The sequence below is a fragment of the Candidatus Cloacimonadota bacterium genome (assembly GCA_034722995.1).
GTDB lineage: Bacteria > Cloacimonadota > Cloacimonadia > JGIOTU-2 > JGIOTU-2 > JAGMCF01.
Genome location: JAYEOL010000041.1, coordinates 1 through 25,447, shown reverse-complemented (window position 1 = coordinate 25,447; position 25,447 = coordinate 1). Strand labels below are relative to the sequence as shown.

General features: G+C 32.9%; 18 protein-coding genes, 1 other RNA gene and 1 pseudogene. 6 read left to right on the top strand and 14 right to left on the bottom strand.

Translation table 11 applies throughout. From position 1 onward, the window contains the following. The 7 genes from U9R23_05065 to rpmH all read right to left on the bottom strand — a co-directional run bounded on the left by U9R23_05065 (nucleotide 1) and on the right by rpmH (nucleotide 4,992). Complete coding sequence (locus tag U9R23_05065; GenBank protein ID MEA3475791.1) at nucleotides 1–1,194, bottom strand: DUF401 family protein; 1,194 nt, start codon at nucleotides 1,192–1,194, stop codon at nucleotides 1–3. Nucleotides 1,195–1,221: 27 nt separating this feature from the next. Beyond that, on the bottom strand, nucleotides 1,222–2,169 hold the full coding sequence (locus U9R23_05060; protein MEA3475790.1) for a radical SAM protein: 948 nt from the start codon (nucleotides 2,167–2,169) through the stop codon (nucleotides 1,222–1,224). 71 nt (nucleotides 2,170–2,240) lie between these two features. Next, nucleotides 2,241–2,505, bottom strand: an RNA gene (gene ffs / locus U9R23_05055) — signal recognition particle sRNA large type. Nucleotides 2,506–2,557: 52 nt separating this feature from the next. Continuing rightward, a complete protein-coding gene (yidC, locus tag U9R23_05050) occupies nucleotides 2,558–4,171 on the bottom strand; it encodes a membrane protein insertase YidC (protein ID MEA3475789.1) in 1,614 nt (537 codons plus the stop codon). 12 nt (nucleotides 4,172–4,183) lie between these two features. After that, nucleotides 4,184–4,420, bottom strand: coding sequence for a membrane protein insertion efficiency factor YidD (gene yidD / locus U9R23_05045; protein MEA3475788.1), 237 nt, complete (start codon nucleotides 4,418–4,420; stop codon nucleotides 4,184–4,186). Next, nucleotides 4,386–4,724: a ribonuclease P protein component gene (gene rnpA / locus U9R23_05040; GenBank protein MEA3475787.1), complete on the bottom strand. Its 339-nt coding sequence runs from the start codon at nucleotides 4,722–4,724 to the stop codon at nucleotides 4,386–4,388. The genes yidD and rnpA overlap by 35 nt, the downstream gene beginning before the upstream one ends. Nucleotides 4,725–4,857: 133 nt before the next feature. After that, complete coding sequence (gene rpmH, locus U9R23_05035; protein ID MEA3475786.1) at nucleotides 4,858–4,992, bottom strand: 50S ribosomal protein L34; 135 nt, start codon at nucleotides 4,990–4,992, stop codon at nucleotides 4,858–4,860. 323 nt (nucleotides 4,993–5,315) lie between these two features. Here rpmH and dnaA point away from each other — a divergent pair, with 323 nt between their 5' ends. From dnaA to U9R23_05005, 6 genes are all read left to right on the top strand, one after another. Continuing rightward, nucleotides 5,316–6,644: a chromosomal replication initiator protein DnaA gene (gene dnaA / locus U9R23_05030; GenBank protein ID MEA3475785.1), complete on the top strand. Its 1,329-nt coding sequence runs from the start codon at nucleotides 5,316–5,318 to the stop codon at nucleotides 6,642–6,644. A 280-nt stretch (nucleotides 6,645–6,924) separates the two neighbouring features. After that, a complete protein-coding gene (locus tag U9R23_05025; GenBank protein MEA3475784.1) occupies nucleotides 6,925–8,106 on the top strand; it encodes a DNRLRE domain-containing protein in 1,182 nt (393 codons plus the stop codon). A gap of 27 nt (nucleotides 8,107–8,133) precedes the next feature. Then, on the top strand, nucleotides 8,134–9,378 hold the full coding sequence (locus U9R23_05020; GenBank protein MEA3475783.1) for a hypothetical protein: 1,245 nt from the start codon (nucleotides 8,134–8,136) through the stop codon (nucleotides 9,376–9,378). 113 nt (nucleotides 9,379–9,491) lie between these two features. Then, a complete protein-coding gene (locus tag U9R23_05015; GenBank protein MEA3475782.1) occupies nucleotides 9,492–11,093 on the top strand; it encodes a DHH family phosphoesterase in 1,602 nt (533 codons plus the stop codon). Nucleotides 11,094–11,120: 27 nt separating this feature from the next. Continuing rightward, on the top strand, nucleotides 11,121–12,152 hold the full coding sequence (locus U9R23_05010) for a rod shape-determining protein (protein ID MEA3475781.1): 1,032 nt from the start codon (nucleotides 11,121–11,123) through the stop codon (nucleotides 12,150–12,152). A gap of 108 nt (nucleotides 12,153–12,260) precedes the next feature. Beyond that, on the top strand, nucleotides 12,261–15,317 hold the full coding sequence (locus tag U9R23_05005; protein ID MEA3475780.1) for a C10 family peptidase: 3,057 nt from the start codon (nucleotides 12,261–12,263) through the stop codon (nucleotides 15,315–15,317). Nucleotides 15,318–15,462: 145 nt separating this feature from the next. On the opposite strand, the gene U9R23_05000 is transcribed toward U9R23_05005, so the two are convergent. The 7 genes and pseudogenes from U9R23_05000 to U9R23_04970 all read right to left on the bottom strand — a co-directional run. After that, the gene (locus U9R23_05000) at nucleotides 15,463–18,684 is read right to left on the bottom strand and encodes a PDZ domain-containing protein (GenBank protein ID MEA3475779.1); all 3,222 of its coding nucleotides are present in this window, start codon (nucleotides 18,682–18,684) and stop codon (nucleotides 15,463–15,465) included. Between the two features lie 11 nt (nucleotides 18,685–18,695). Beyond that, the gene (locus U9R23_04995; protein MEA3475778.1) at nucleotides 18,696–18,965 is read right to left on the bottom strand and encodes a T9SS type A sorting domain-containing protein; all 270 of its coding nucleotides are present in this window, start codon (nucleotides 18,963–18,965) and stop codon (nucleotides 18,696–18,698) included. 42 nt (nucleotides 18,966–19,007) lie between these two features. Next, nucleotides 19,008–19,694 (bottom strand): annotated as a pseudogene (locus U9R23_04990) (endonuclease). A gap of 265 nt (nucleotides 19,695–19,959) precedes the next feature. Continuing rightward, nucleotides 19,960–22,206, bottom strand: coding sequence for a T9SS type A sorting domain-containing protein (locus U9R23_04985; GenBank protein MEA3475777.1), 2,247 nt, complete (start codon nucleotides 22,204–22,206; stop codon nucleotides 19,960–19,962). Nucleotides 22,207–22,271: 65 nt separating this feature from the next. Beyond that, entirely contained in the window at nucleotides 22,272–22,667 is a 396-nt protein-coding gene (locus U9R23_04980; GenBank protein ID MEA3475776.1) for a hypothetical protein, read from the bottom strand. A 527-nt stretch (nucleotides 22,668–23,194) separates the two neighbouring features. After that, entirely contained in the window at nucleotides 23,195–24,964 is a 1,770-nt protein-coding gene (locus U9R23_04975; GenBank protein MEA3475775.1) for a T9SS type A sorting domain-containing protein, read from the bottom strand. Nucleotides 24,965–25,071: 107 nt separating this feature from the next. Beyond that, nucleotides 25,072–25,447: hypothetical protein (locus U9R23_04970; protein MEA3475774.1), on the bottom strand; the 376-nt coding region annotated here is incomplete at its 5' end.

The following is a 25,447-nucleotide window of genomic DNA, read 5'->3' as shown; positions in this document are numbered from 1 at the left end:
TCACACACAAACTATAGATATGATAAGAGCAACAAACAATGATATTCCAGCAGGCAAAATTGCTCTCTTAAAAAAATCCTTTAATGTTGAACCGAAGAATTCAATAGAAACAGATACGCAAGGGTGTATAGGAGAAATAATATATCCCATAAAAGTAGAAAAAAACATCACGGCAAAAACCAAATATGTCATTGCCCCACTTCCAAACTTTGAGTAATAAATAGGCAATAATATTGCAAAAGGCATCTGAACCCTACCTGTTACAAAACCCAAGAATGCAGCAATCCCTACAACTAAAAAACTTTTGCAAAATACTATATCAGCTATAACTTTTGATATATTTGACATCTGAAATATATTCAGAAAGAGAAACATTCCGATAATTATTAGAAAAAATTTCCATGGTTTCATCTTTATTGAAATGGGAATTACCTTTTTAAAATTTAGTTTTCCAAAGGAAAAAGCAAGAATAAGACTTGTCAAAACACCTACTAAAAGAGGTATCTCAGGAATAAGATTTCTAAAAATACTCATTAAAATGATGTGAATAATTGGAGCAGATAGGATTATTCCAACTGGGACAAGAAGTTTTTTTATATTGGATTTATTATTATTTTGAAGGTTGCCCTTAATTCCTTTCAACAAAAAAATATAACCGAGAAAAACCATCAGAAGAAATCCAGGAATAAGGCATAACATCGCAGTATAAAGATTAAGATTTGCCATCTTGGTCGTTACCAACAAAGCACCAAGTGGATAAATCAAGAGAAGTGTATGCCTGAACCAAACATTTATGGATGAAAATTGCTCATCAGATATATCTAAACCAGCTCTTAAAACTAATGGAGCAGAAAGCAAAGCACCTCCGGGCATTGGCAACATTCCAAGAAACGCTGGACCAAACATAAGAAATGATTTCCTTTTCATTTTAAGATTATTAACAAGGTCATCCATAAGTCCAGAAATTTCTAACGTTCCGCCAATGAGTGGAATCAGCCCAACAGCAAGTGCGAGCAACAAGATTGATGGGTTGGTTATAGTCTTTTGGGTTTGGACTAATATTTCTTTAAAACTAAGATTGAATACGCCAAGCACCAGAGCACCGATAATAAAACCAAGCCAGATACTCTTTCGGGCGATTATTATCATTAGTGTTAAAGATAAAAGAAAACTGAACCAGATTATGAGATTCATTTTAAATTTTAATCATTATGTTGTTTCCTATTTTCCATCCTTTATAGTCTTGAAGAAAACCCCTCTCTCTAAATTCTGACTTTCTATTATTCTTCTCTCTAGAAGCGTCTGCAAATACTTATTTACTTCATTAATATGAATTCCAAGTGTTTCTGATAAATCTTCGGCTGTGCAAGGTCTTCTTTTAATCGTGGCTAATATCCGCTCTTCTATATTAAAGTCAAAACTGGCAATTTGTTCCCTTGGTTTGAAGTTCGCAATGATTTCAACAGGTAAATCCTGAAAGAGTGAAACAATCCTTTCCATATTTTCTTTGCTAACAGGCTGGACCCAATTCTCTGTTCCTGGTCTATCAAGAGAGTTAATCTGCACACGGTTAGGTTTAATCTTCTTAATTGCATCTTTCAATAATTTCAACTCGTTATCTGTATCATTAAGCCCAGGGACTATAAATACCTCCAACCAAATTTGCCCTTCAAATTCTTTGCGGAATTCTATTAATCCAGAGACAATTTTCTGTATTTCTAAACTTTTGGGAGGTCTATTTATTCGCCTAAATGCTTGCTCAGAAACCACATCCAAAGAAGGCATAACCAAATCTGCACCGATTATTTCATTTCTCACACTTTTTTCAAATAGTAAAGAACCGTTTGTTAAAACTGCAATTTTATAATAAGGATAATTGCTCTTTAAGAATTCAATGATTTTTCCTATACCTATATTTAAAGTTGGCTCACCAGAACCGGAAAAAGTAATATAATCCAATTTGGGGTTTTTGTCGAGATAATCTTTCAATTCATTAATTATGTCTTTTATTGGAATATATTCCTTTCGCTCAATTGTTAAATTTGTTGTTCCTCCACATTCACAATAGACACAGTTATATGTACAGGTTTTAAATGGAATAGGGTCAATACCGAGTGATATTCCCAATCTGCGGGAAGGGACTGGGCCAAAAATATGCTGATATCTCATTAGAAAAAATTTAACTCCTCATTTTCCGTTCATTTGTCATTTGAAATTTGATATTTGAAATTTTAAAAGGGGTATGCACCTATCTTTGTGATTCTATTCCAAGCTCTTTTATGTAGTTAACTCAAGCCAAGTTTACTAAGGGCACATCCGACTGACTGCTTATTGCTGCTACCTTCCGGTCCTGACAAGGTTCACAGTTTGAGATTGCGTTAGACTTGACTATCAATATCACTTGCATAAAAGAAAACTCAGCCATCAAATCCCGCAGAAAGGAATTCAGCCCTGCTATAGCGGATTGCAGGTTACAGGACACCGCTGGCTTCCCGCTTAGCATACCCCTACAATTAAATTCAAAATGAAAAATAAAAAATGCAAAATTAAACCTAAACTATTTCTTCTGGGAGACCAAATCTCTTGTGCCCTTTTTAATCACTATTTGTTCAAAAATGGAAAGTAAATTGTATGAAAACCAATAAAGCACTAAACCAGCAGGAAGTGATTTAAAAATAAATACTAAAAATATCGGCATTCCATACATCATTATCTTTTGTGTTTTCATTTGTGCTAACTGCTTTTCATCCATATTAGAACTCGGTTTAGGCGACATCAATTTCTGCTGTAAAAACATACTTATACCCATAATAATTGGCAAAATATAATATGGGTCTGGAACTGACAAGTCTTTTATCCAGAGGGCAAACTCTGCATGCCTAAGAGCAATAGTTGATTGAAAAACAGGATATAGAGCAAAGAAAACTGGCATTTGCAAAAGAAGTGGTAAACATCCTCCTAATGGACTTACACCATGCTCCTTGTAAATAGCCATTACTTCTTTCTGAGCTTTTTGCGGATTATTCTTATACTTAGATTGAACCTCTTTAATTAATGGCTGTATCTTCTGCATCTTATGAGTAGATCTCATACCCTTATGCGTTAAAGGATAAAATATAACTTTTATCATAATTGACATTATTATTATTGCAATACCATAATTAGGAATAATTTTGTAAAGAAACATCAGAAGTTTTAAAACCAATTTACTGATTGGTCTTATTAATTTCCATCCAAATTCCATAGAATTTTCCAAGCCAATATTATAAGCTCGTAGATTCTCATAATCAACGGGACCGAAATAAAAATCAAAACTATCATCAACTTTTACTCGTGAAACTTCTATTTTTGCGATTTGCTTTAATGAGTTATTGTCAGCAGAGACAGAAATTTCCCTTAAATCTACACGCCTGCCTGGAATTGCTGCTAACATAAAATACTTTGACTTTACAACCGTCCAATCTATATTACCTGACAACCTCTCCTCTTTAAGAGCATTTTTTAATCCAACTTTTACAACTTTATTATCAACTTGTGATACTTCTTTAATATAATTTTTAAATCTCTTATCACCCTTATAATCAAAATATACTCCTGTGTCCATCCCTAAATTATATGAATCTATCACGCCAAAATCCTCAATCTTGAGATTCATAGAAAGGTTATAATTCTCTTTAAGCCGAAACACTTTTTGAATAACTTTTTTGCCTTCTGATTGTATGAAAAATTCAACTATATCACCATCCTGATTATATGAAAAATTATGATTTGCTAAATTCATACTATCTGACTCGGTAATGAACTTAATATTTAATAAACCCTTGTCTGACAAAAGCAATTCAACAGGTGTTCTCTTATCCTCCATCATAACATCTTTTAAAAAAATCTGCCTGATATTTCCACCTTGATTAGTAAAAACAACTTTAACTGCATTATTTTCTAAAACAATATTATCGTTGAGTTCAATATCATTAAAATATTCATTTTGTTTTTTCAAAGTTGATAATTTTGTAGGTAATATCTCGTTATTCTTTACATTTTTTTCAACAACAGCTTTCTGTGCTTGCTCATTAGTAAACTGTTTTTGTGGAGGTTCCTTCCAAATTAATTTATTACTTATAAAGAATACAAAAAATATAAGTATGAGTGCAAGTATTGTTCTTTTATTCATAGTTTTTATCCTTTACGGTAAAGGGTCTCTGCCTCCTTCGCAAAATGGGTTACATCTTAATATTCTCCAAAAGGACAGATAAAAACCCTTAAATACGCCATATTTTCCAAATGCTAATTTAGAATAAGTAGAGCAAGACGGCACAAATCTGCAGGTATCAGGAAACATTGGTGAAACATATTTCTGATAAATACTTATTATTATTATAACTATCTTACAAATAAATTTCTCTAATTTTTTCAATAACATTTTCCAAATCTCTTATAATATTTTCATAACCATACTCAAAAATTCCTGTTTTGCCAATAACCAAATAATCAATGTTGAATGGTATACAATTTTCTGATTTTCTGAAATATTCTTTTATCCATCTACGAATTTTATTTCTTCTTACTGCATTGCCAATTTTTTTAGAGGTAATAACCGCAAGCCCAAAATCTGTCTTACCATAATCATTATTTTTAACCACAACAAGACTAAAAAATCTTTTGTTATACCTTTTACCATTTTCTTTGAACTGCTTGAATTGACGATTTTTTCTTACACTTTTCACAATAGATAAATTAACTAATTTACCCCGTTAGATAATTTATAAAAAGATTTATAACTCTTTTTTATATCCACTAATTGCTGATAATATAATATTTATATAAAAACATAAATATCTAACGGGGTGAACCAATTTACTATACAGATATTCTTTTTCTTCTTTTAGCCCTTCTTCGGTTGAAGATTCTTCTCCCACCTTTTGACCTCATTCTTTTTCTGAAACCGTGAGTGGTTTTTCTACTTCTATTATGTGGTTGATAAGTTCTTTTCACAACAAATCCTCCTATCTCCCAGAGGAATATCCTTTGGAAAAATTAAAATTTACAATCCTTATAAAATGTTTTTAGTGTCAAGATTTTTGTTTTTTGTTGACACCATAAAATAAACATATCTTATTTTGGTCAAATATTTCTAGGTTAGAATTTCATCAATGTGAATAACTGTTATTTGCTATTGGTGTTTTTTCGTATAATTCTTTATAGGGATGCGAGATACAGATATGGATAAAATGTTGATAAGTATGTGGATAAAAATTATTGTTTCAAAACTACCTCACTTTAATTCATTGAGTTACACATTCTAAAACTGTGAATATATGGCAGAATCAAATAGTATGTGGGAAAAAATTTTACCTGAATTAAAAAAGCAGGTAGATTCACAAACTTTTAAAACATGGTTTGAAAAAACAAATGAATTTAGCTTTGTTAATAATACCCTTACAGTTAGAGCCCCGACAAAATTTTTCGCAGACTGGCTTGAACAACATTATAAATCTTTATTACAAGAAATAGCTTACAATCTAACGGCCCAAAACATTGAAATTGATTTCATCGGGTCATCTAATAACAAGAAAAAAACTACTTTGAAAAGCGTTACAGATTATACTAAAGAATCTGGTTTGAATAAAATATATACATTTAAACGCTTTGTGGTTGGAAATAATAATCACTTTGCTTATTCTGCTGCTCAGGCTGCGGCTGATAAACCTGGGAGAATTTACAACCCACTTTTTATTTATGGCGGCGTAGGTCTTGGAAAAACTCATCTTATGCAAGCAATTGGAAACTTTATAATAAATAATAAGAAAAGGAAGATGAACATCTTGTATATTGCCTCTGAAGATTTTACTAATGAAATGATTTTTGCTATTCAAACTAATACAACTGTTCGTTTCAAAAAAAAATTTCGTAACTTTGATGTCCTTATGATTGATGATATTCATTTTTTAGCTGGTAAGGAAGGGAGTCAGGAGGAATTCTTTCACACATTTAATACACTATACAATGAAAAAAAACAGATTATTCTTACAAGTGACCGTCCTCCAAATGAAATACAAGATTTGCAAGAACGGTTGGTTTCCCGTTTTGAATGGGGACTTCTTGCAGATATAAAACGACCGAATTTCGAAACCCGTGTGGCAATTCTAAGACAAAAATGTATAGAAGAAAATGCTACTCTAAAAGATGAAGCTATCGATTTTATTGCCAATACTTTTGATGATAATGTAAGACAACTTGAAGGCTCGCTTGTTAAAATATTAGCGTATGCTTCATACAAAAATATAAAGCCATACCAAATTACAATTAATGAAGTAAAAGAAATTCTTACAGACCTAATAACAAGTACGAAAAAACCCATTACTTTAGATATAATTCAAGAGGAGGTAGCAAAATATTTTGAAATTGGGAAAAATCAGATAAAAGAACCCACCCGAAAAAAAGAGATTGCCTTCCCTCGTCAGATAGCTATGTATATATCTGCTAAACTGATACCACATATCTCACTTCTTGAAATTGCAAATCATTATAATAAAAAAGACCATACTACAATAATTCATGCAAAAAAAATTATCTCAAATAAACTTGTCAGTGACCCAAATCTTAAATCAAAAGTAAATAAAATAATTGAAAATATTAATGAATAAAATATCTCTCCTGTCTTTATGGTTTTTAAAAATTTGTTTATTGACTTATTCACAAATCTATTCACATAGCCTGTTAGTTTCTGTGAATAATCAACAATTTTTAATGTTCAGATGAAACAAATATTTCTTATTGTGAATAAAAAAAATGTATCAACAAAACTATCCACTTAAAAAAATGGATAACTTGTCTATTATCAATAAATTTTTAGTCTCTTTCCACATATCCACAAAGACTATTTTTGCTACTAATTTATTAATTAATAAATACCTGTAGGTTAAAATGAATATGAATGAAATAAAAATTACTTTTTTAACAATTATATTAACATTATTACTTACTTCATCCTGTTCACAAAAAAAGAATTTTCTTGGTTTTGAAGAGGAAATAGAAAATAAAATTACTACAGATACACTTTCCAATTCTGTAAGTTTTATAAAATCTTATATTAGTGGTTCTTCAAATTATCAAGACAATAGTAAACTGATTGTTGGAAAATTTAACGGTGTTGAAGTAAGAAGTCTCTTAAAATTCAAAAACTTGCCAGATACGAGCTGGATTGATACAGTCAATATAAACTCATGTGAAATAGTGATAAAAAAGAAAAAATTATTCAATTCTATTAAAGATTTTGATATAAAAGTCTATAAAGTAAATAAAGACTGGAATGAAAATTCTGTAATTTGGGATAGTTTAAATTTTCCTACTAATTTTCAGGAAACAGACTATAATATATCATTTGAGAATTTACAAAGTCAGGATACTTTATCATTTACTATTTCAGACACATTAGTAATAAATTGGGTAGAATCAGATTCAACAAACTTTGGTATAATGCTTAAATGTGATGGAAATTTGGAATATAATTTTATTGAATTCTATTCCTCTGAAACCAGTGATTATCCCTATTTAAAAATTAGCTATACTGATTCATCTGGTACTGATACAACAAAAATATACATTGTTTCCGAAGATACTTTTATCGGTTATGATGAAAATATTTATTATACTGAAATTCTAAATTTCCCGATAATCCAGAATCTATATCCGACAAGAACTATTTTTAGTTTTAATATTAATTCAGATACACTTGGACTATCTTCTGATGAGTTTGAAAAAATTACAGTAAACAAAGCTGAAATTATTTTTGATTCTACAATGATAGATTCATCATTTATTTCTGATTCATATTTAGGATTAAAAGCATATTATATTTCTGATACTACAAATATTGATTATGAATATATTTCTGGATGTCAAAAAGCGGAATTTCATTCGGATGATGATTTGCTAAAAATAAATATTACCGGAATCATTCAAGGATATACAAGAGGAGAATTGGAAAATAACCAATCTTTGATAAAATCAACCACTGAAAATAAAGATTTTTCATATCTAAAATTTTGTGAAGATATAAAGCCACTAATGAAAATAACATATACAAAGCCAATTTTATCTGAATAATCTGCCTTTGGCATGAGAGGATTAAAAGTGAAGAAATTAATATTTGTGTTGATATTACTTTTTATATCAACTATATGTTCATCAAGTTCTATTTTTTCATCAAAAGGATTTGTAGAAGAAAATTTTGGTTTAGATAATTATTCTAAAGGGATGGGACAGACAGGCATCTGTTCTATATTTAGAAAGAATTTTTCAATTTGCAATCCTGCGTTAAATGGAACAGTATCAAAAGCCAACTTTTCCTCAAATTTGATTTTTGGTTACAATTATTTTAAAGACGATAATAGTAAATACAAAGACAAAATTTCTAATTTTCCATTTATAAAAATTATTATTCCTGTTAATAAAACTACATTTTTGGGATTTAATTTTCTCTCAAAATATCAATTAGGATTAGAAACAAGTAAGGATATTACAATTCAGAATATTGGTAATATATCTACAGAGCAAAATAGGACAGGTTCAATAAATCAGATGGGGATATCATTCTCAAAGAAAATAAAATTTCTGAACAACTCGGGGATCTTAATTGGTGTAAATTTAAATTACAATTTCGGTAATGAAAATAACGAGATATCTATTGATTTTGATGAAAGTGGATTTGAAGACTATCTTGAAAGTATTGAAAAAAAATATGACTGTGCAAATTTTTCTCTGGGTCTTGCGATTCCTCTTTCCAAATTCTCTTTTGCTGGTTATTATGAAAGTACATTAAATATGAATTCAAATAGAAAACATACTATTCAATATGAGCCTGATTTTGATTTTATTGAAGTAAGTAAGGAAAAAATAAAGTTTCCATCCCAAATTGGTTTGGGAATGGGCATCAAAATTACAGACTTTTTATATGCAGAAACTAATTACAGGCATTCTTTTTGGAAAAATTCAACCTATTCAGGAATGGATGAGAGAGATAGTAAATTCGTTTCGTTAGGAATATCATATCTTCCGTATAGAAAATTACTCTGGAAAGTTCCTACAAGATTAGGAGTATATTATAAGCAGTTACCCTGTAAAAATGATGATAATTTTATAAATGAAAAAGCCTTAACATTAGGTTTTGATATTCCTTTGAAAGTAAAAAATAAAGGAAAGGTAAGTCTTGCAGTAATATGGGGAGTTAGAGGGAATGTTTCAAAAAATTATTATCAGGATGAGTTTATAAGGTTGTCAATCGGTTTTTCTTCTGTGGATTTGTGGAGAAATCCAAAAAAATTAAGAAAAGATAAAAAAATTCCCGAGATGGACTCTAAATATAAAGTCCCAGATTAATCGGTAATTGGGATTATCTTTTTAATATTCAGTCACAAAGGTATAAAATAATAATAATATCTTTTCATTACAATAAAAATTCTTAGTGACTTTGTGGCTAATAGAAAGTAAAAATGAAAGAAAATTGGATTATCAATTCTTATCAAGACAAGGATATTGAAAAATCAATACTGCTTGGCAGAGGTATTGTTAATTATAAGAAGTTTCTTTTTCCAACTCTTGATAAACTTAGTAATCCTTTTTTGCTTGCTGATGGAGAGAAGGCTGCGAAAAGAATAATATCTGCTGTAGAGAAAAAAGAAAAGATATTCATATTTGGTCACGACGATGTGGACGGAGTAACAAGTACAGTTTTATTATATAAATTTCTTACCAAACTTGGTTCAGGAAACCATTTTTATTATATTCCAAACAGAGAGTATGAAAGGTATGGAATTCAGAAGAATTTCAAAGATAAAGTATTAAAAGATGAAGCCAAATTAGTCATAACTGTTGATATTGGAATTAATGATATTGAAGCAATAGATTTCTTTAACAAACATAGTATTGATACGATAGTTTTAGACCATCATATAATCTTTCGCAAATTACCTGATGCTTTCGCAGTTGTTAATCCTAAAAGAAAAGATTGTCCGAAGGATCTGCCTCGGCATGATAATTTTCCCTTTAATATGTTAGCTGGAGTTGGAGTTGTGTATAATATTGTAAAAATCATTGAGAAGTTAAAAGGTTTATCATTTGATTATTTATATCCCATTTTAGCTGGAATCGGAACTATTGCTGATAGAATGCCATTGATTGATGATAATAGAATATTTGCATCCGCCAATTGGCGGATTGAGAATATTGAGAAATCAAAGAACCTCTTTATAGGATATTTTATTGAACTAAACAGAAATTTATCAAAGTCTCAAATTTTTAACAAACTAATTAAATTAATTACAGCAGGAAGAGAGAAAAATGGCAATCATTTAGGAGTAGAAATTCTTTTAGCGAATTGTTTGTCTGAAGTTAAAGAAAAATATAATATCTTGCAAAGAAGATTAGAGAAAAATAACAAAGAAGTCAAAGCAGCAATAAAATTTATTGATGAAAGGTTTAATAATCGGGATTATAAAGAGATATTCATTTATTATGATAAGAATAATAAAATTCCGATTAGATTTATTGGTCTAACCGCTTCATACATTGCAGATAAATACAGAATACCTTCATTAGTTCTCACAACCAGAGATAATAATATTCTATCTGCAGAATCTCGCGGACCAGAAGAATTTGACTGGATTAAAAGCTTTAATAAGATTAAAGGTTATTTAATTCAATATGGTGGTCATAAAAGGGCTGCTGGATTTACATGCTATGCCAGTGAATTTAAAAATATTGAAAGGGAATTAGAAGAAATTGCAAAAAAGAATTCAACAATTCCTCAAAACACAGAATATCTAAATCATAAGATATACATTGACTATCAATTGCAGAAAGAAAATTTTAATTTAAAATTTTTTAGAAAAATATTTAATAACTTTGCTCCTTATGGCGAGAAGAACAGTCCGCCGATTTTTTTGATTAATAATGTTTCTCAAATGGAATTAGAAAGATGCAATATTGAAAATATTCCAGATATAAGTGACAGAAAGAAGCTTAATATTTTGGTTTCTTTTAACGATAGTATTCAGAACCCAATAAATATAATAGATTATGAGATAGTTAATTAGATACTAAATAGTTGCAGGAGAATAAATATGTTTTGGAATTATTTAATGAATTGGATGACAAATGATGTTGCTATTGATTTAGGAACAGCCAACACTTTGGTATATGTTAAAGGGCACGGGATAGTTGTAGATGAGCCTTCGGTTGTAGCAATAGAGGCAGAGACAAAGAAGATTATTGCAGTTGGTAAGAAGGCTAAAGAGATGCTTGGCAAAACACCGGAAGAAATAAGAGCAATAAAGCCAATGAAAGACGGAGTTATTGCCGATTTTGAAATTACAGAGGCTATGCTAAGGGACTTGATATTGCGGTCTCAACAGAAAAAATTTTTGATTCGTCCCCGAGTAATTGTTGCAGTTCCTTCAGGAATAACGGAAGTTGAAAAAAGAGCTGTTAAAGAATCTGCCGAACACTCTGGGGCAAGAAAAGTATACTTGGTGTCTGAGCCTTTAGCTGCAGCCATTGGTGTAAAACTTCCTGTTCATGAACCGTGTGGCAATATGATTATTGATATTGGTGGTGGGACAACGGAAGTTGCAATTATATCATTATCCCATATTGTTGACCATATTTCTATCAGGATTGGTGGCGATGAGATGGATGAGGCAATAGTTAATTTCTTGCGGAAAAAACATAACCTTTTTATTGGCGAGTCAACCGCAGAAAAGATCAAAATAAAAATAGGCTCAGCATATCCACTTAAAAATGAATTAACAATGGAAGTTCGTGGAAGAGACCTTCTTAGTGGCTTTCCTGTTTCCATGAAAATATCTTCTGAAGAGATTCGCGAGGCATTATCTGAGACAATATCAAAAATCGTTGATGCGGTTAAAAGACTTTTTGAAGAGACAGCGCCGGAACTATCTGCTGATATTGCTGATAGAGGGATTGTTTTAACTGGTGGGGGTGGACAACTTAAAGGGGTTGATCAGAAAATTAGAGAAACTATTGATCTACCTGTTACACTTGTGGAGAGTCCTTTAACAAGCGTTGTGATGGGTAGCGGTAAAATTTTAGATAGTTTAGAAGAGTATCAAAAGGTGCTAATATCGAATATCTAATCATTCAATCGTGTTTAGTTTTATAGAATTTTTTAAAACTGCATCTGAAAATATTGACAAAAAAAATTATATTTGTTTTTTTGAAAAAAATACTTAAAGGAGTATCAAATGAAAAAAATATTTTTAGGACTTTTAATAATTACATTATTTCTACTTGGAGACTTATTTGCCAGTCCAGTAGATTTAGAAATGGCAACTCAAGTTGCAAATATGAAAATAACAATCAAAGGCAAAACAGATTATACCGTAGATGATGTTTTTAAATTGAAAGATGAAAATGGAACGATTTTATCCTATGTATTCAGCCTAAGCCCAAAAGGTTATATTGCTATCTCAACTGATACAGATATTACACCTGTTATTACTTATTCATTCCGTAATGATTTTGTTGCTGAGGACATTCCGCAAAATATTGGATACCAGATGTTGAAAAGAGATATGCAACTACGATTGGAAGCTATTCCATTAACTTCTGAAGAAATTAAAAGTAAAAATAATCTTTCTTGGACTAATTATGAAAAAGGCAATGCTGGCTTTTTTCAAACTAAAGGTCGTGAGATATGGCCTGCACCGGGAACCACTCCCACAGGTGGATGGATAGAAACCCAATGGAATCAAAATCCTTCCCCATATTGGGATTACTGCCCTTTGGATCCGGAGCATGGAGGAAAATGCGTAGTCGGTTGTGTCGCAACAGCTATGGCACAAATAGTCAATTATCATAGATATATTGATGATGTAAGTTTTGATGATAGTGACGACTATTGGTCTACATACACCACTCCTAACATCCATATTGATGATGATTGGAATTCTTATGATTTTCCTTCATTTCCTACATTGAATACATATTTAGATGATTTAAGAGCTTGCTATATGACAAATGATGATATAACGAATGATATGATAGCAGCCTTATCGTTTGCTTGCGGAGTTTCAACTCATATGCAATATTCAGCCAATGGTTCAGGCACACAATTATCAGAAATAGCAACCGCCCTTTTGGGCAAATTCGGATACGATTCAGCGACACACTATTATTCTTCTCACCCACAATTTTACAATTATCTCAAAGGGGATATGATGGGAGGACGTCCAGCTGCCTTGGGGATCTCAGGTGGAGGGGGTGCTGGGCATGCAATTGATTGTGATGGTTATGATAGTGGAGGTGATACATACCACCTAAATATGGGCTGGGGTGGATATCAGGACGGATGGTACTCATTACCAAGTGGAATGCCCAGCGGTTTTAATGTAGTTGATCATGCTGTAATGAACATTGAAGGCGGTGAACTGCCATTCCTTGAAATTGATTCTTATTTCGTTGCTGAATTAACAGGAGACTTTGATGGAAATGTCAATCCAGGAGAATCAATTACCCTTCGAATAAGACTCTCTAATAGAGAAAGCTTTGCAACTGCTACTGATATAGTAGGTATCTTACATTGCGATGACCCTCGTGCCACTATTACTGACTCAATCGGAACATGGAATGATATTGCAGCAGGTTCCTCAGGATTGAATTTATTAGACCCAGTCAGTATAGATTTTGACGATGGAATTGGAGTTTGTACAATTGATTTTACATTACAAGTTACAAGCAATATCGTCTATTCTGCAGACCTTGATCTCAGCATTGATGTAGTATTGGATCAAGCTGGATGGCCTATTGAAATTATAAATGGCATTTTAGGATGCCCTGCTTTAGTAGATATTAACAACAACGGAGAAACAGATGTAATATTTGGCGATAAAAACGGTAATGTTCATTGTTGTGATAATTCAGGAAATGAATTCACCGGTTTCCCATTTAATACCGGTGGTCAAATATATGGCTCTGTAGCCATTACAGACATCAACGGTGATGGTGAGCTCAACATTGTAGTTGGTTCAAGAAGTAACGATATTAATGTGCTAAAGCCTAATGGTGATGAATTATTTTCTTTTACTACTCCTGGAGATATTTTATGCACGCCAGTTATCTCAGATATTGATAACAACGGAAGTTATGAAATCATTTTTCAAACTGCATATAAAGACCTTTATGTAATTGATTCCTCAGGAGCAAATTATCCAAACTTTCCGGTTACACTTCCAGGTGCTATGTACATGAATGTGGGGGTCGCTGTTGCTGATATTAATGGTGATAATTTAAAGGAAATTCTCGTCGGTTGCAGTGATGGTAATGTATATTGCATAAATACAAGCGCTGAGACAATATGGACAGCAGAAACTTCTGGAGCAATTCGTTCTTCTCCAACTATTGTCAAGTTTGAAGAAGACTATAAAATTGTTGCAGGAACATCTACTGGTAAGGTGTATATTATTTCTTCAGATGGTGTTGTGGAAAATGAAATCACTCTTTCCGGAGAGATAAGGACTTCACCTATTATAGTAAATTTGGATGATAGCGATATAAACGGTTTTGATGATTTAGAAATTGTAGTTGGAACTATGACTGGAAAACTTTATGTTGTAGATTGGGCAGGTAATATCCTTTCTGGATTCCCATATAATACTGGCACGGCAATTGAATCTACTCCAATTATTGCAGATATTAATGATGATGGATTGTTTGATATTATTTTCGGGTGTAATGATAAAAACCTATATGCTATTGCATCAAATGGTGGAATTGTAACTGATTTTCCAATTTACTGCAGTTATGATATAAAATCTCCCCCATCAATTGCTGATATTGATGAAGATGGAGATTATGAAATTGCGTTTGGCACAATTAATGGACTTTGCATAATTGATTATAAGCCTGCTTACAGTGACTCATCTATTATGTGGCCTATGTATCGGTATAATTTAGAAAGAACCGGACTTGTTGATTGGACACAGCCATCAGGAATTGATAATAGCTATAGTCAGTATAGATATTTTATTGAACAGAACTTTCCTAATCCTGTAAAAACTTCTACAACAATTTCATTTAGCTTAGCCACGAACAAACACGAACAAGCACGAATAAAAATTTATAATGCAAGAGGGCAATTAGTAAAGAAGTGCAATGTGCAAAATGCAAAATGTGGATTAAACGAAATTATCTGGAATGGTAAAGATTCAAACGATAATAAAGTAGCAAATGGTATATATCTCTATCGTCTTGAAACAGATGATTATAAATCCGAGATTAAAAAGATGATTCTCCTTCGCTAATATCCTTTGCCAAGGCTACAGATATCAAGAAGCTATGGAGAATAAATTTTGATGAGATAACGCAAGAAAGTAATCAGTAAAAGATAAGGGCGAATCCGTCATCTGTCGGATCGCCCTTTATTTTTTATAATTGTTTGTAGACCGGTTACTTAGGTAATTTGGGTAAAGCCAGATTCGGCTTCTTGCCAAAATCCGGTTTAAGAGGTGGATTTTCTTTCAACAATTTTTCCACTTCTTCAACTGCCCTTCTTAGTTGTGGGTCTCTGTTTCCCACATAGTCTTTTGGGTTAATATCAACTTCAATATCAGGGTCAGTGCCGTAATTTTCTACTCCCCAACCCACATCTTTAAACCAGAATGAGTATTCAGGCTGTGTGGTCAATCCTCCATCCATTAAATTATAACGAGCACTGATTCCAATTACTCCCCCCCAGGTGCGTTTGCCAAGCAATGGACCTATCTTCATCAATTTAAAGCTATGACTGAAAATATCCCCATCAGAGCCAGCATCTTCATTAGTTAAAGCAACAATAGGACCTGGAACTGATTCCGCTGGATATGGTTCTGGTTTTCCCCATCTTGGGACATCATAACCAATTCTTTTTCTGGCTAATTTCTCCAGGAGTAAGCAAGAGACATGACCTCCACCATTGAATCTGACATCCACGATTAATCCTTCATGATTAAATTCACTAAGGTAGTAGCGATGAAACTCAGCAAAGCCAGGAGGCATCATATCAGGAATATGCACATAGCCGATGCGTCCATTGGTTTTCTTATGCACAAATCTTCTGTTATTTTCTACCCATTCGCGATATCTTAGTGGAGTTTCGGTCTTTAATGCCTTTACAAAGCAGGATTTGATTTTTCCAGTTTTACCATCTTCAATACGAATAAAAACTTCACTGTCTGCTTGATTTAACAATACCTGAAAAGGGGAATGATTTTTATCCAATTTCTCTCCATTAATACTAAGCAAATAATCTCCTTCATTTACCAACAAACCGGGTTGATTAAGAGGAGAATCCTTATCCTCATCCCATGAGTCACCGTGAACGATGTGAGAGATGCGATATTTTTGCTTCTCTTTATCGTATACAAAATCAACACCCAAAAAGCCGATTTTATACTGCGGTGGTTTTTTATAATCACCACCAAATTCATAAGAATGCGAAGTGCCAAGTTCTCCCTGCATCTCCCATATCAAGTCTGAAAATTCTCCACGGGTTCCGATTCTACCCAGCAAAGGCAGATAGCGTTTATAAACTTCTTGCCAATCTATATTAGACATATCTTTATTCCAGAAATGTTCTCGCTGTAATCTCCATGCTTCTCTATACATCTGACGCCATTCACCTTCTAAATCAACCTTGACTTTTATTCTGGAAAGGTCTATCCAACCGCTCTCTTTGCCGGGTTTTGCCATTACTTTCATTTTATCATCTAATTTTTTGTCTGCATCAATAATCCTAAGTTTATTTCCGGCTCTGTAAACCAGTTTCTTGCCATTTCGTGCGACTTCGAAATTAGAGATTCCATCTACTATCGTCTCTTCCTTTTGATTCGTAAAATCATACATTTTGATTGAGCCATTAGCCGGGAGTTCTGTAGGCGGCCATTTCATCTTCAAACTGCCTTCTACCGGGAATAGTGAAAACAACACTTTATCTTTTATTGCGGATATCTGGCGATATATTCCTTCTTCAACCGGGAATGGAATAATACGGTCTATAATATTCTCCAAATCAATTTTAACTTTTACTTCTTTTTTCTTATCTTTGGATTTTTCATCTTCGCTCTTTTCCTCTTTAACTTCCAAATCTGGAACTTTTTTGAATGGATTTTTTAATTCTTTATCAAGTGTTATAAGATAAGGGCGAACTCCTTTGGGAAAGCTTAATTCAAACTGCATTTTATCATATACAGGGTCAAATTTTCTCGCTGAGAGGAAATATAGATATTTTCCCTCAGGGTCAAAAGTGGGTGCCCAATCCCATAAAACAGGATTTGTTATTTCATATCTCTTTTTATCTGTAATGTTTCCGAACTTAATACAACACATCTCTCCAGATTTCCAGAAACGATAAGCAATCCATTTACCATCAGGAGACCAGGTAAGATAATCAATTGGTCCATGTTCACTTTCATCAAATTTAACTACATCTTTACTTTTCAAGTCAGCCAGAAAGAGTTCCATGCGGTTGTTAGAGAAAATTGCTTTATCATCCTTTGGCGAAACAGCCAGGGCAATAATCTGGCCAACATCTATATCCTTAAATTTGATAGGATTTTTTTCTTCAGTTGCCCAATGGATTTCTATATGTTCTTCACCACCTTCATCAGAAACCAGAACAATTCGTTTTCCATCAGATAGCCACTTACTAAACTTATACCTTGCATCAGATGAGTTGCCATTTTGAATAACAGGTCCTTCCCAGCTTGCCATATTGAAAATTTTACCCCGAACATTCAAAGTTAAATGTTCAGATTGAGGGTGAATTTCATAACCCTGCAAATACTTATCAGCGTTAACAAATTTTGCTTTGGTCTGGGGGCGTGAACTGAAATATTTGATATTTATCTTTTTGTTGGTTCGGTTTTTTATATCATAAATATACAAATCTCCACCGCAGTGATAAACGATGGATTCCCCATCTGTGCTGGCATTTCTTGCATAAAATTCTGAATGATGAGTATGCCTTTGAATATCCTGGCCATCAAGATTAGCAGAATAAATGTTGCCAATGCCTTCGTGGTCAGAGATAAAGTAGATTCTATCATCTATCCACATTGGACTGCCAATGTTTGTGTCTAATTCTAAATATGGTTTGAATTTTCCAGTTTCATTTACATCAATCCAGAGTTTGCCAGCCGTGCCTCCGCGATATCTTTTCCATCTTGCCGGGTCAGTTGTATGTCTGCCAATGATAACTCCTTGCTTCCTGGCATAGGAGATATCCATAGCAGCACCAACAGGGACTTTTTCTATCAAATCACCCGCCAATGACACTTTGTAGATGTAAAATAATCTTCTGAATGGCTGACCAAAATTACTGGCAAAAAGAATAAATTTTCCATCTCTGCTCCATCCAACAACAAAAGAATGGGAGCCCAAAAAGGTTAGTCGTTTGGCTGTGCCTCCTTCTGATGGGATAATGTAGATTTCAGAATGACCTTCTTCTGTGCTTGAGAACGCTATCCATTTCCCATCAGGGGAGAATTTTGGATAGTATGCAATTCCTGGGGTTGTAGTAAGTTGCCTTGCAATGCCACCTTTTGATGAAACTATCCACAATTCATTTTCACTTGTGAAAACTACACTGTCATTGTAAACAGTGGGAAATCGGTAATACCCTTGATTTGCCATTTTTCCTCCAATTATTTTACTAAAATTATTTTTTTGACTGCAGATTGATAATCTTTAGTAGTTAATTTAAAGAGATAGATTCCGTTAGGCAACTGTTTACCATTTTCATCTTTCCCCTTCCAGACAATCTCAATATTTTTACCTTTTACCTTTTGCCTTTTGAATTGTTTCACCAGGTGTCCTTTTATGTTATAAATTTTTATCTTCGTGTTCTTTGAGGGCTTTGTGTTGAAAAAGGATATGGTAGTAGAAGTACTGAATGGATTGGGATACGCAGTCAATCCGTATTCCTCAAAAGTTATTTCATCAACAGAACTTCCTCCCCAGATTAAGTCAGCAAATTCCGGATGGTCAATGAATGGGTTGCGGTTATGCTGCCAATTTTCATAAATTTTTTCGTTTCTGCTTTGTTCCCAAATACCAACTGAATCCTGAATATGCCATTCTAATAAGGTTGAAAGTTTTGCATGATAAGGTTCATTATTTGGAGAAGAAGGAATATAATCAACCATTTCTAAATCTATCTCACCATCATCTCCTTCGTAACGAACAGCCATATAAAATATCATTCTTGCAACATCTCCCTTTACTTCATCTCGTGGTTCCCAAGAATCATCATCAACACAGCATCCTGTTGGTCCATCATTGTCAATGTATTCAATTCCGCCATTATCAAAATCTAAATTCCCTCTTCTTGAATTCACTGTAACATCAGTAGGTCTGATATGGTGAACATCAGTTCCTGGTCCTGGGGCTGTACCGAAATCTCCATGTGATTTTGCCCAAACATGTTCACGATTCCAGTCTGATGGGCCACCGCCAAATGAATCTTTAGGCAGCGACCAGCCTGTGTAAAGTAATATAACATTACTTGTATCACCTGGGTCTTCATCAGTATCTTTTAGGATTTCTTTTACAGTACTATAAGAATATTCTGTATGTCCTTTTATAATGTCGTGAAGTGCTGATTTTAGTGAATCCCCGGTTAGTCCCTCTGTGCCATCATAATAATCTGCATAGAGATGAGATGCACATATAATAATTAGCAGGTTTATCAGGATTACTTTTAATTTTGCTTTCATAAATATAAATAAAATAGCCTTGCCCGATATAGCACAAGGCTATTTTTATGAGATAAAGACATTATCTTATCAACATTTATCCTCCGTCCTGATACATTCCCGAAAAATCAGGACAGGCAGGGATTAGCGTAAGAGGACCTGTCCTCCGAAGCCACTCCTTGCCCCAAAGATTCGGGACTACAGAGTGTAAACTTTAGCGTAGGAGGAGCATTTTCCTGGTTAATGACTGATTTTTACTGATTAATTTATAGAAATAGATTCCGTCGGAAAGCGATTTTCCATCCTCATCTTTTCCATCCCAGACAACCTTCATAAATTCGGAATTCGGAGTTCGGAGTTCGAAATTCTTTACTAGCTGACCTTTTACATTATAAATCCTAATTTGCGATAATTCATGTGAATTCAATGTTCCTGAAAACGAGATGGTGGTGGAGTTGGAGAAAGGGTTGGGATAGTTGTTAAGAATTATGTTATCCTGATTTAAAATTTCATCACCTACAGAATGACTATACGAAAACTCAAAAACACCAATATCAGATTCTTCAATAGTAAATAAATAATTATTATCACCCGAGTTATAAAAATCTATTGAGCGGATGTATGTGAAGCCATTAATACTATCAATAGTTTCCAATATACCTGATGGATTTCCACTTATATCATATATATATGAAGAAGTCCAGGTTGATGTGAAAAGTATATCATCATAAATTCCTGGACATGCATAATTAGAAGGCACAGATAATTCAAATGCAAAGGTTGGAATAAGAGGGTCATTTAGGTTAAAGAACTTCGTTTCATCATATTCAGACTTATAAAACAAACCTAAATAATTGTTGTAAGGTCTTATAAGAGGTGTATATATATATTCCGAAAAATGGTCAATTGTATTTGCTAAATAAGGAGTATTTTCATATAACCCATTTAATATATATAAATTTTGGTAGTTATTAATATCATTCAATAAATATCCATACCCATTTTTTACAAAAAAACTATCCCCATCAAGGTCAGTATACTCAAATAGTAATATCGTGTTCCCTGGTTCAGAAATATCATATTTTCTTATTATTGTATTTGGGTAAACGGTAAAAAAATATACGGTATTCAGTTCAGTATCATCAAAACTTAAATAAGACCAACTTACCTGATAGTAATCACCTACTGGTATTGTATTTATTAGAACTGGATTGAGTGGGTCAGAAATATCAAATATTTTATAATTATAATCTGTCCAATCTTTAGTTACAATCAGATTTTCATAACCTTTTAAATCTTTATAATTAGGATTTGAAAGACTGGTGGCAATTTCAACGGGTGCATCAGGATTACTTATATCAAATAAATAAAAACCATAATGAAAGGTCTGAACAAAAAGATAGTTTGAGTAAATATATCCGGAATGGAAGTAAGGATATTCAAAAATGTTTTCTATAAAATTAATTTCATTGTTTTCTACTTTGTATCTTCGTATTCCATCTACCCAAGTTGCAAGATACAAATCGTCATTATATGAAGCACTCGCTAAACCATAAATCAGATATTCAATAAAATCAACAGATTGTGGATTATATATATCAGATATGTCTAAAAGTTCCAGACCATCAAAACGAGTAAGAGCCAAAAAAGTATCAATAATCGTAAAATTTTTCCCAAATATCATATACTCATCCAGTTCATAATGAGAAATATACTCCCAATTAGCGCTATCTGAGATATTCCAGAAAGAAACTGCAGATTGCCCCCCAGCAATTAGTATTGTATCATTCAACATTTCAAAATACCTTGTTCCACAATTGCCATGAATTGGAGTCATATCTATCGTGCCGATTTGTTGTATATTTGTGAAATCCGAGACATCATATATATCAAGGAGATTGGCGTATGGCATATTTATCCCTATTGAATCATTGATTTTTTCAATATCTATTGAGGCAGGAATACTGGTAAAAAATTCTAAATCAGGTATAGTATATATTCTGTCTGGTATGTAACCGTTTAATAAATAAAGATAATTATTATAAATTTGTAAGATAAAGTAACGAATTGTTTCATCAAATTCAATTTCGTTGTAAATGTATGGATTCTCTTTATCCGTTATGTCAACTTGATAAAGACAGATTGGAAATAAATCATAAATATCATTACGAAGATTAGTGATATAAATAAAATTATCCTTTTTAACAAAGCGATCTGGAGATCTAATTGATAGAACTGCAAGCTGCTGCAAATGAGCGTTATTCATTATTTCATAAATCTCCAAACCGTGAGAAGTTAGTGCGTATAAATATGGATACTCTATTATTATACTCTCTTCAGAAGTATTAAAATTTTGTGCAAAGGCAAAAGTATTAATCTTCTCAATAGTAAAATCATTAGCAAAAGAAAAAAAGTAAGTAAATAATAATACTATTATTAATAAAGAAATTATTTTTGTCATTTTGTCCTCTTATCTATTTTTTATAATTGGGGCAGAAGACAAAACTTCTGCCCCCTAGGGATATCTTATTCTTCAGGATCCTGGGGATCGGGAGAAGCCATACCTATCCATAATTCAAGGTAAAGTGGGTAACCGAATATTCCTTCATCATAATCATGACTACCATATAATGTTCCCCACCCTTCTGCAAATCCATAATAAGGTGGTGGATCATTAGGTGGCCAAACATCTTTATGATAATGAATAACATCTTCATTATGGATACCTGAGTAATGGTCTACCATATAGGGCGTATTATGGTCAGCATCGAAATATCCAACATCAACATCGGCAGTGCCATTTACATGTACAGTTACATATATGTCTACTGTAAACTTTTCACCTGGCGGATTATCTGCAATCAAGCTTGCTGCCAAAAACAGCCCAAGCAAGATTGCAGTTATTGCGATTTTCTTAAACATTTTTCTCTCCTTATATTTTTTATTTTTTCGCAAAAATAAGTTCGTCTCTCCAATCCTTTAAGCAAGGATATGGAGAGACAGGGGAGAACGAATTTATTTTTTCCAATGTAAAATAAGTATTTATATTTCCGGGATAGGGTCTCGGATTGTATAAGGTAATCTTCTTTGTGTCTTAATATTTGAAAATTTCTGGGGGGGGGGGTGAAACCAAGAATGTAAAATGCAAAATTAGAAATGAAAAATCAGGGATAGGAATAGTAGAATGGAATATTAAAATATTGTCATTACTCAAACAGAATTTTTTCTTTCTTGCTTTCATATTGTCCTTAAAAATATAAATACAATTTAATAAGAATTAAAATAATCTTGTCAAATAAAAGTTACTTGAAGAGTAAAAAATAAATACAAAACTATGTTCCAACACGATTCCGTCTGGGCGCCGAGACTGAATGAAATCGGGGAGACTAATATATTGGGAGTATCAGAGCAGATTATGGGGAGAAAAAAAAATATTTTATCAAATAAACCTATTTTAGAAGCAGCATCTTTTTAACTGCTGATTTATCTCCCCAAGATAATCTACAAAAATAAATACCATTAGGAACTTGTTTTCTGCTTTCATCTTTTCCATCCCAGACAACCTCATTAATTTTCAACTTTAAATTTTCAATTTTTAATTGTTTTACTATTTGCCCTTTTATGTTATAAATTTTTATCTGTGTTAATCTGTCCACCCTCCGTAGCATTGCTACTGCGGAGGACGGGTGTAAATCAGTGGCTAAATTAAACGAAATCGTGGTAGAAGCACTAAATGGATTTGGATAGTTCTGATAGAGAGCAAAAGAATTAGTAGTATGGGGATAATCTTCTACAGGTAAATCCGCTGCAGATCTTGGGTTGATTCTATAATATTCATTACTATAATTCCAATCAACCACTCCTTTAATATCAATCGGTTCGCCAGAAGCAATCGCATCATCTAATATTGGTCCAATATTTTCATATTGATAATCAACCTCATCGCCGATAACAAAGGTTGTTGCCCAACTATCATCTGATCCGATGTAAAGGTCATCTTTATTAACAGGAGAGGCGGCAACTAATACATTGTTGATAACTACGAGTTGTCCTTCCCATTGTTCGGCTGGATTTGTATTTGCTGCAATAGTATTACCAATATCGGAACCAGAAATGTCTGCTGGAGAATAGGGAAGATTTCCAGTTGATATTGTTGAGATAAGGATAGGATCTTTTAGTTCGGTGAGATTATTATATTCATCCCTCTTCGCAATAAACAGAATCTCATCGCCAACTGCTACCAAACCATCAAAATCGTAATCGTATATTAAAATACCGTTGTAGGGTCCAGAATCATCACTTACCCAGACATTATTGTATTCATCATTAGCAGAGACAATTCCCTGGAAAGTGGCAAACTCCCCATTTACAATATGATCATCAGGATTGAGGGTATTTGTTAAAGCAATTGGTGTAATGCCTGCATAGAAATCATAATCTGTGTCATTTTCTGCATCATAGATATTATCAAGTGTAATATCTCCAATCATATTTGCTGATGCTCCTGTAAGATGAACGAGTTTTGCATTAGTGCCATCAATAGTTGCAGATGAGAATGTAATCGTTGCTGTGCCTGTTAAAGTATAATCTGCTGAGGCTACTGCGGTTAAATCAATATTATAGAGTACATCAACTGCAGTTGCACTTAAAGCATATGCATTGGTAATTGTGGGCGTGGCACCCCCAGCATCTTCAAAAGAAAAATCATCATAGTAGACAGATCCACCATAAGCACCGCTTGACTCCTTATAAACTCTTACTTCAAGGTAGAATTGAGTTGCTCCATCAGGAGCGGTTATAGTATTATTGTAATGTTGCCATTCCGCATTATCAGTAGAATACTCAGTACTGATTGTTGAACCTACAGTGCTACCAGCATCATCTTTCCATTTTGACCATAGTCTTGTTCTTGCCTGATCATCATTATCAAGAAAATAGTAACTCAAATTATAATCATGTCCAGCAATTATTCCAGCAATATACTCGTGCCCAAAATCTTTTGTACCTGAAGCTGATTGATGTGCTGCAGAATAAGTACCTCCATGAATGTTTGTTGATTCTTGTGCTATATTTTCAACATGATTCCAATTATCTGGATTTCCACCAGTCCATGATTCGAGGTCACCGTTTGTTACCATATTTTGTGCAATTAAAGTTGCCGAAATGCCTAAAAACATAATTACACTTATGGCAAGAATTGTTAATCCTTTCTTTTTCATCTCTTCCTCCTATGTATTTTTATTATTTTTCCATATTCCTTTTATTATAAAATTAGGAATTAGATGTCAAAGAATTTCTTATTTTTTTTTGATAATTTGGTAAAATTTCATAATATCTTACTAAAACGGCAAACGCTTGACGGATTACGATTCGAGCTGCGCAACCGTTCAACGTTTGTATAAACCCGATTATAAATCTGAAAAAAGGTATCAATAACAATTAGTTCAAAATTAATATGACCTTCTAACAATTTCTTACTTTGCTCAATCAATAAAATGATTTCTCTTACATCTTTATCAAAATTTTCTCTAATATTGTAAAATTTTTGAAGTTTTTCCTTCTGGTCAATATTAACAACCCTATTTGGGTTTTGATGTAAATATAATAAATCGCCAAACCATAACACAAGGAAGTCAAGAATGTCTTTTAATAACTCTTTATTGCGATTTTGTTTAAAGTTCTCTGAAAAGTTGTAAATTCCT

Coding starts and splice junctions, on each gene's coding strand:
- U9R23_05065 (MEA3475791.1), bottom strand. CDS start 1,194: ATGAATCTCATAATCTGGTTCAGTTTTCTTTTATCTTTAACACTAATG.
- U9R23_05060 (MEA3475790.1), bottom strand. CDS start 2,169: ATGAGATATCAGCATATTTTTGGCCCAGTCCCTTCCCGCAGATTGGGA.
- yidC (MEA3475789.1), bottom strand. CDS start 4,171: ATGAATAAAAGAACAATACTTGCACTCATACTTATATTTTTTGTATTC.
- yidD (MEA3475788.1), bottom strand. CDS start 4,420: ATGTTATTGAAAAAATTAGAGAAATTTATTTGTAAGATAGTTATAATA.
- dnaA (MEA3475785.1), top strand. CDS start 5,316: ATGGCAGAATCAAATAGTATGTGGGAAAAAATTTTACCTGAATTAAAA.
- U9R23_05025 (MEA3475784.1), top strand. CDS start 6,925: ATGAATATGAATGAAATAAAAATTACTTTTTTAACAATTATATTAACA.
- U9R23_05015 (MEA3475782.1), top strand. CDS start 9,492: ATGAAAGAAAATTGGATTATCAATTCTTATCAAGACAAGGATATTGAA.
- U9R23_05010 (MEA3475781.1), top strand. CDS start 11,121: ATGTTTTGGAATTATTTAATGAATTGGATGACAAATGATGTTGCTATT.
- U9R23_05005 (MEA3475780.1), top strand. CDS start 12,261: ATGAAAAAAATATTTTTAGGACTTTTAATAATTACATTATTTCTACTT.
- U9R23_05000 (MEA3475779.1), bottom strand. CDS start 18,684: ATGGCAAATCAAGGGTATTACCGATTTCCCACTGTTTACAATGACAGT.
- U9R23_04985 (MEA3475777.1), bottom strand. CDS start 22,206: ATGACAAAAATAATTTCTTTATTAATAATAGTATTATTATTTACTTAC.
- U9R23_04980 (MEA3475776.1), bottom strand. CDS start 22,667: ATGTTTAAGAAAATCGCAATAACTGCAATCTTGCTTGGGCTGTTTTTG.
- U9R23_04975 (MEA3475775.1), bottom strand. CDS start 24,964: ATGAAAAAGAAAGGATTAACAATTCTTGCCATAAGTGTAATTATGTTT.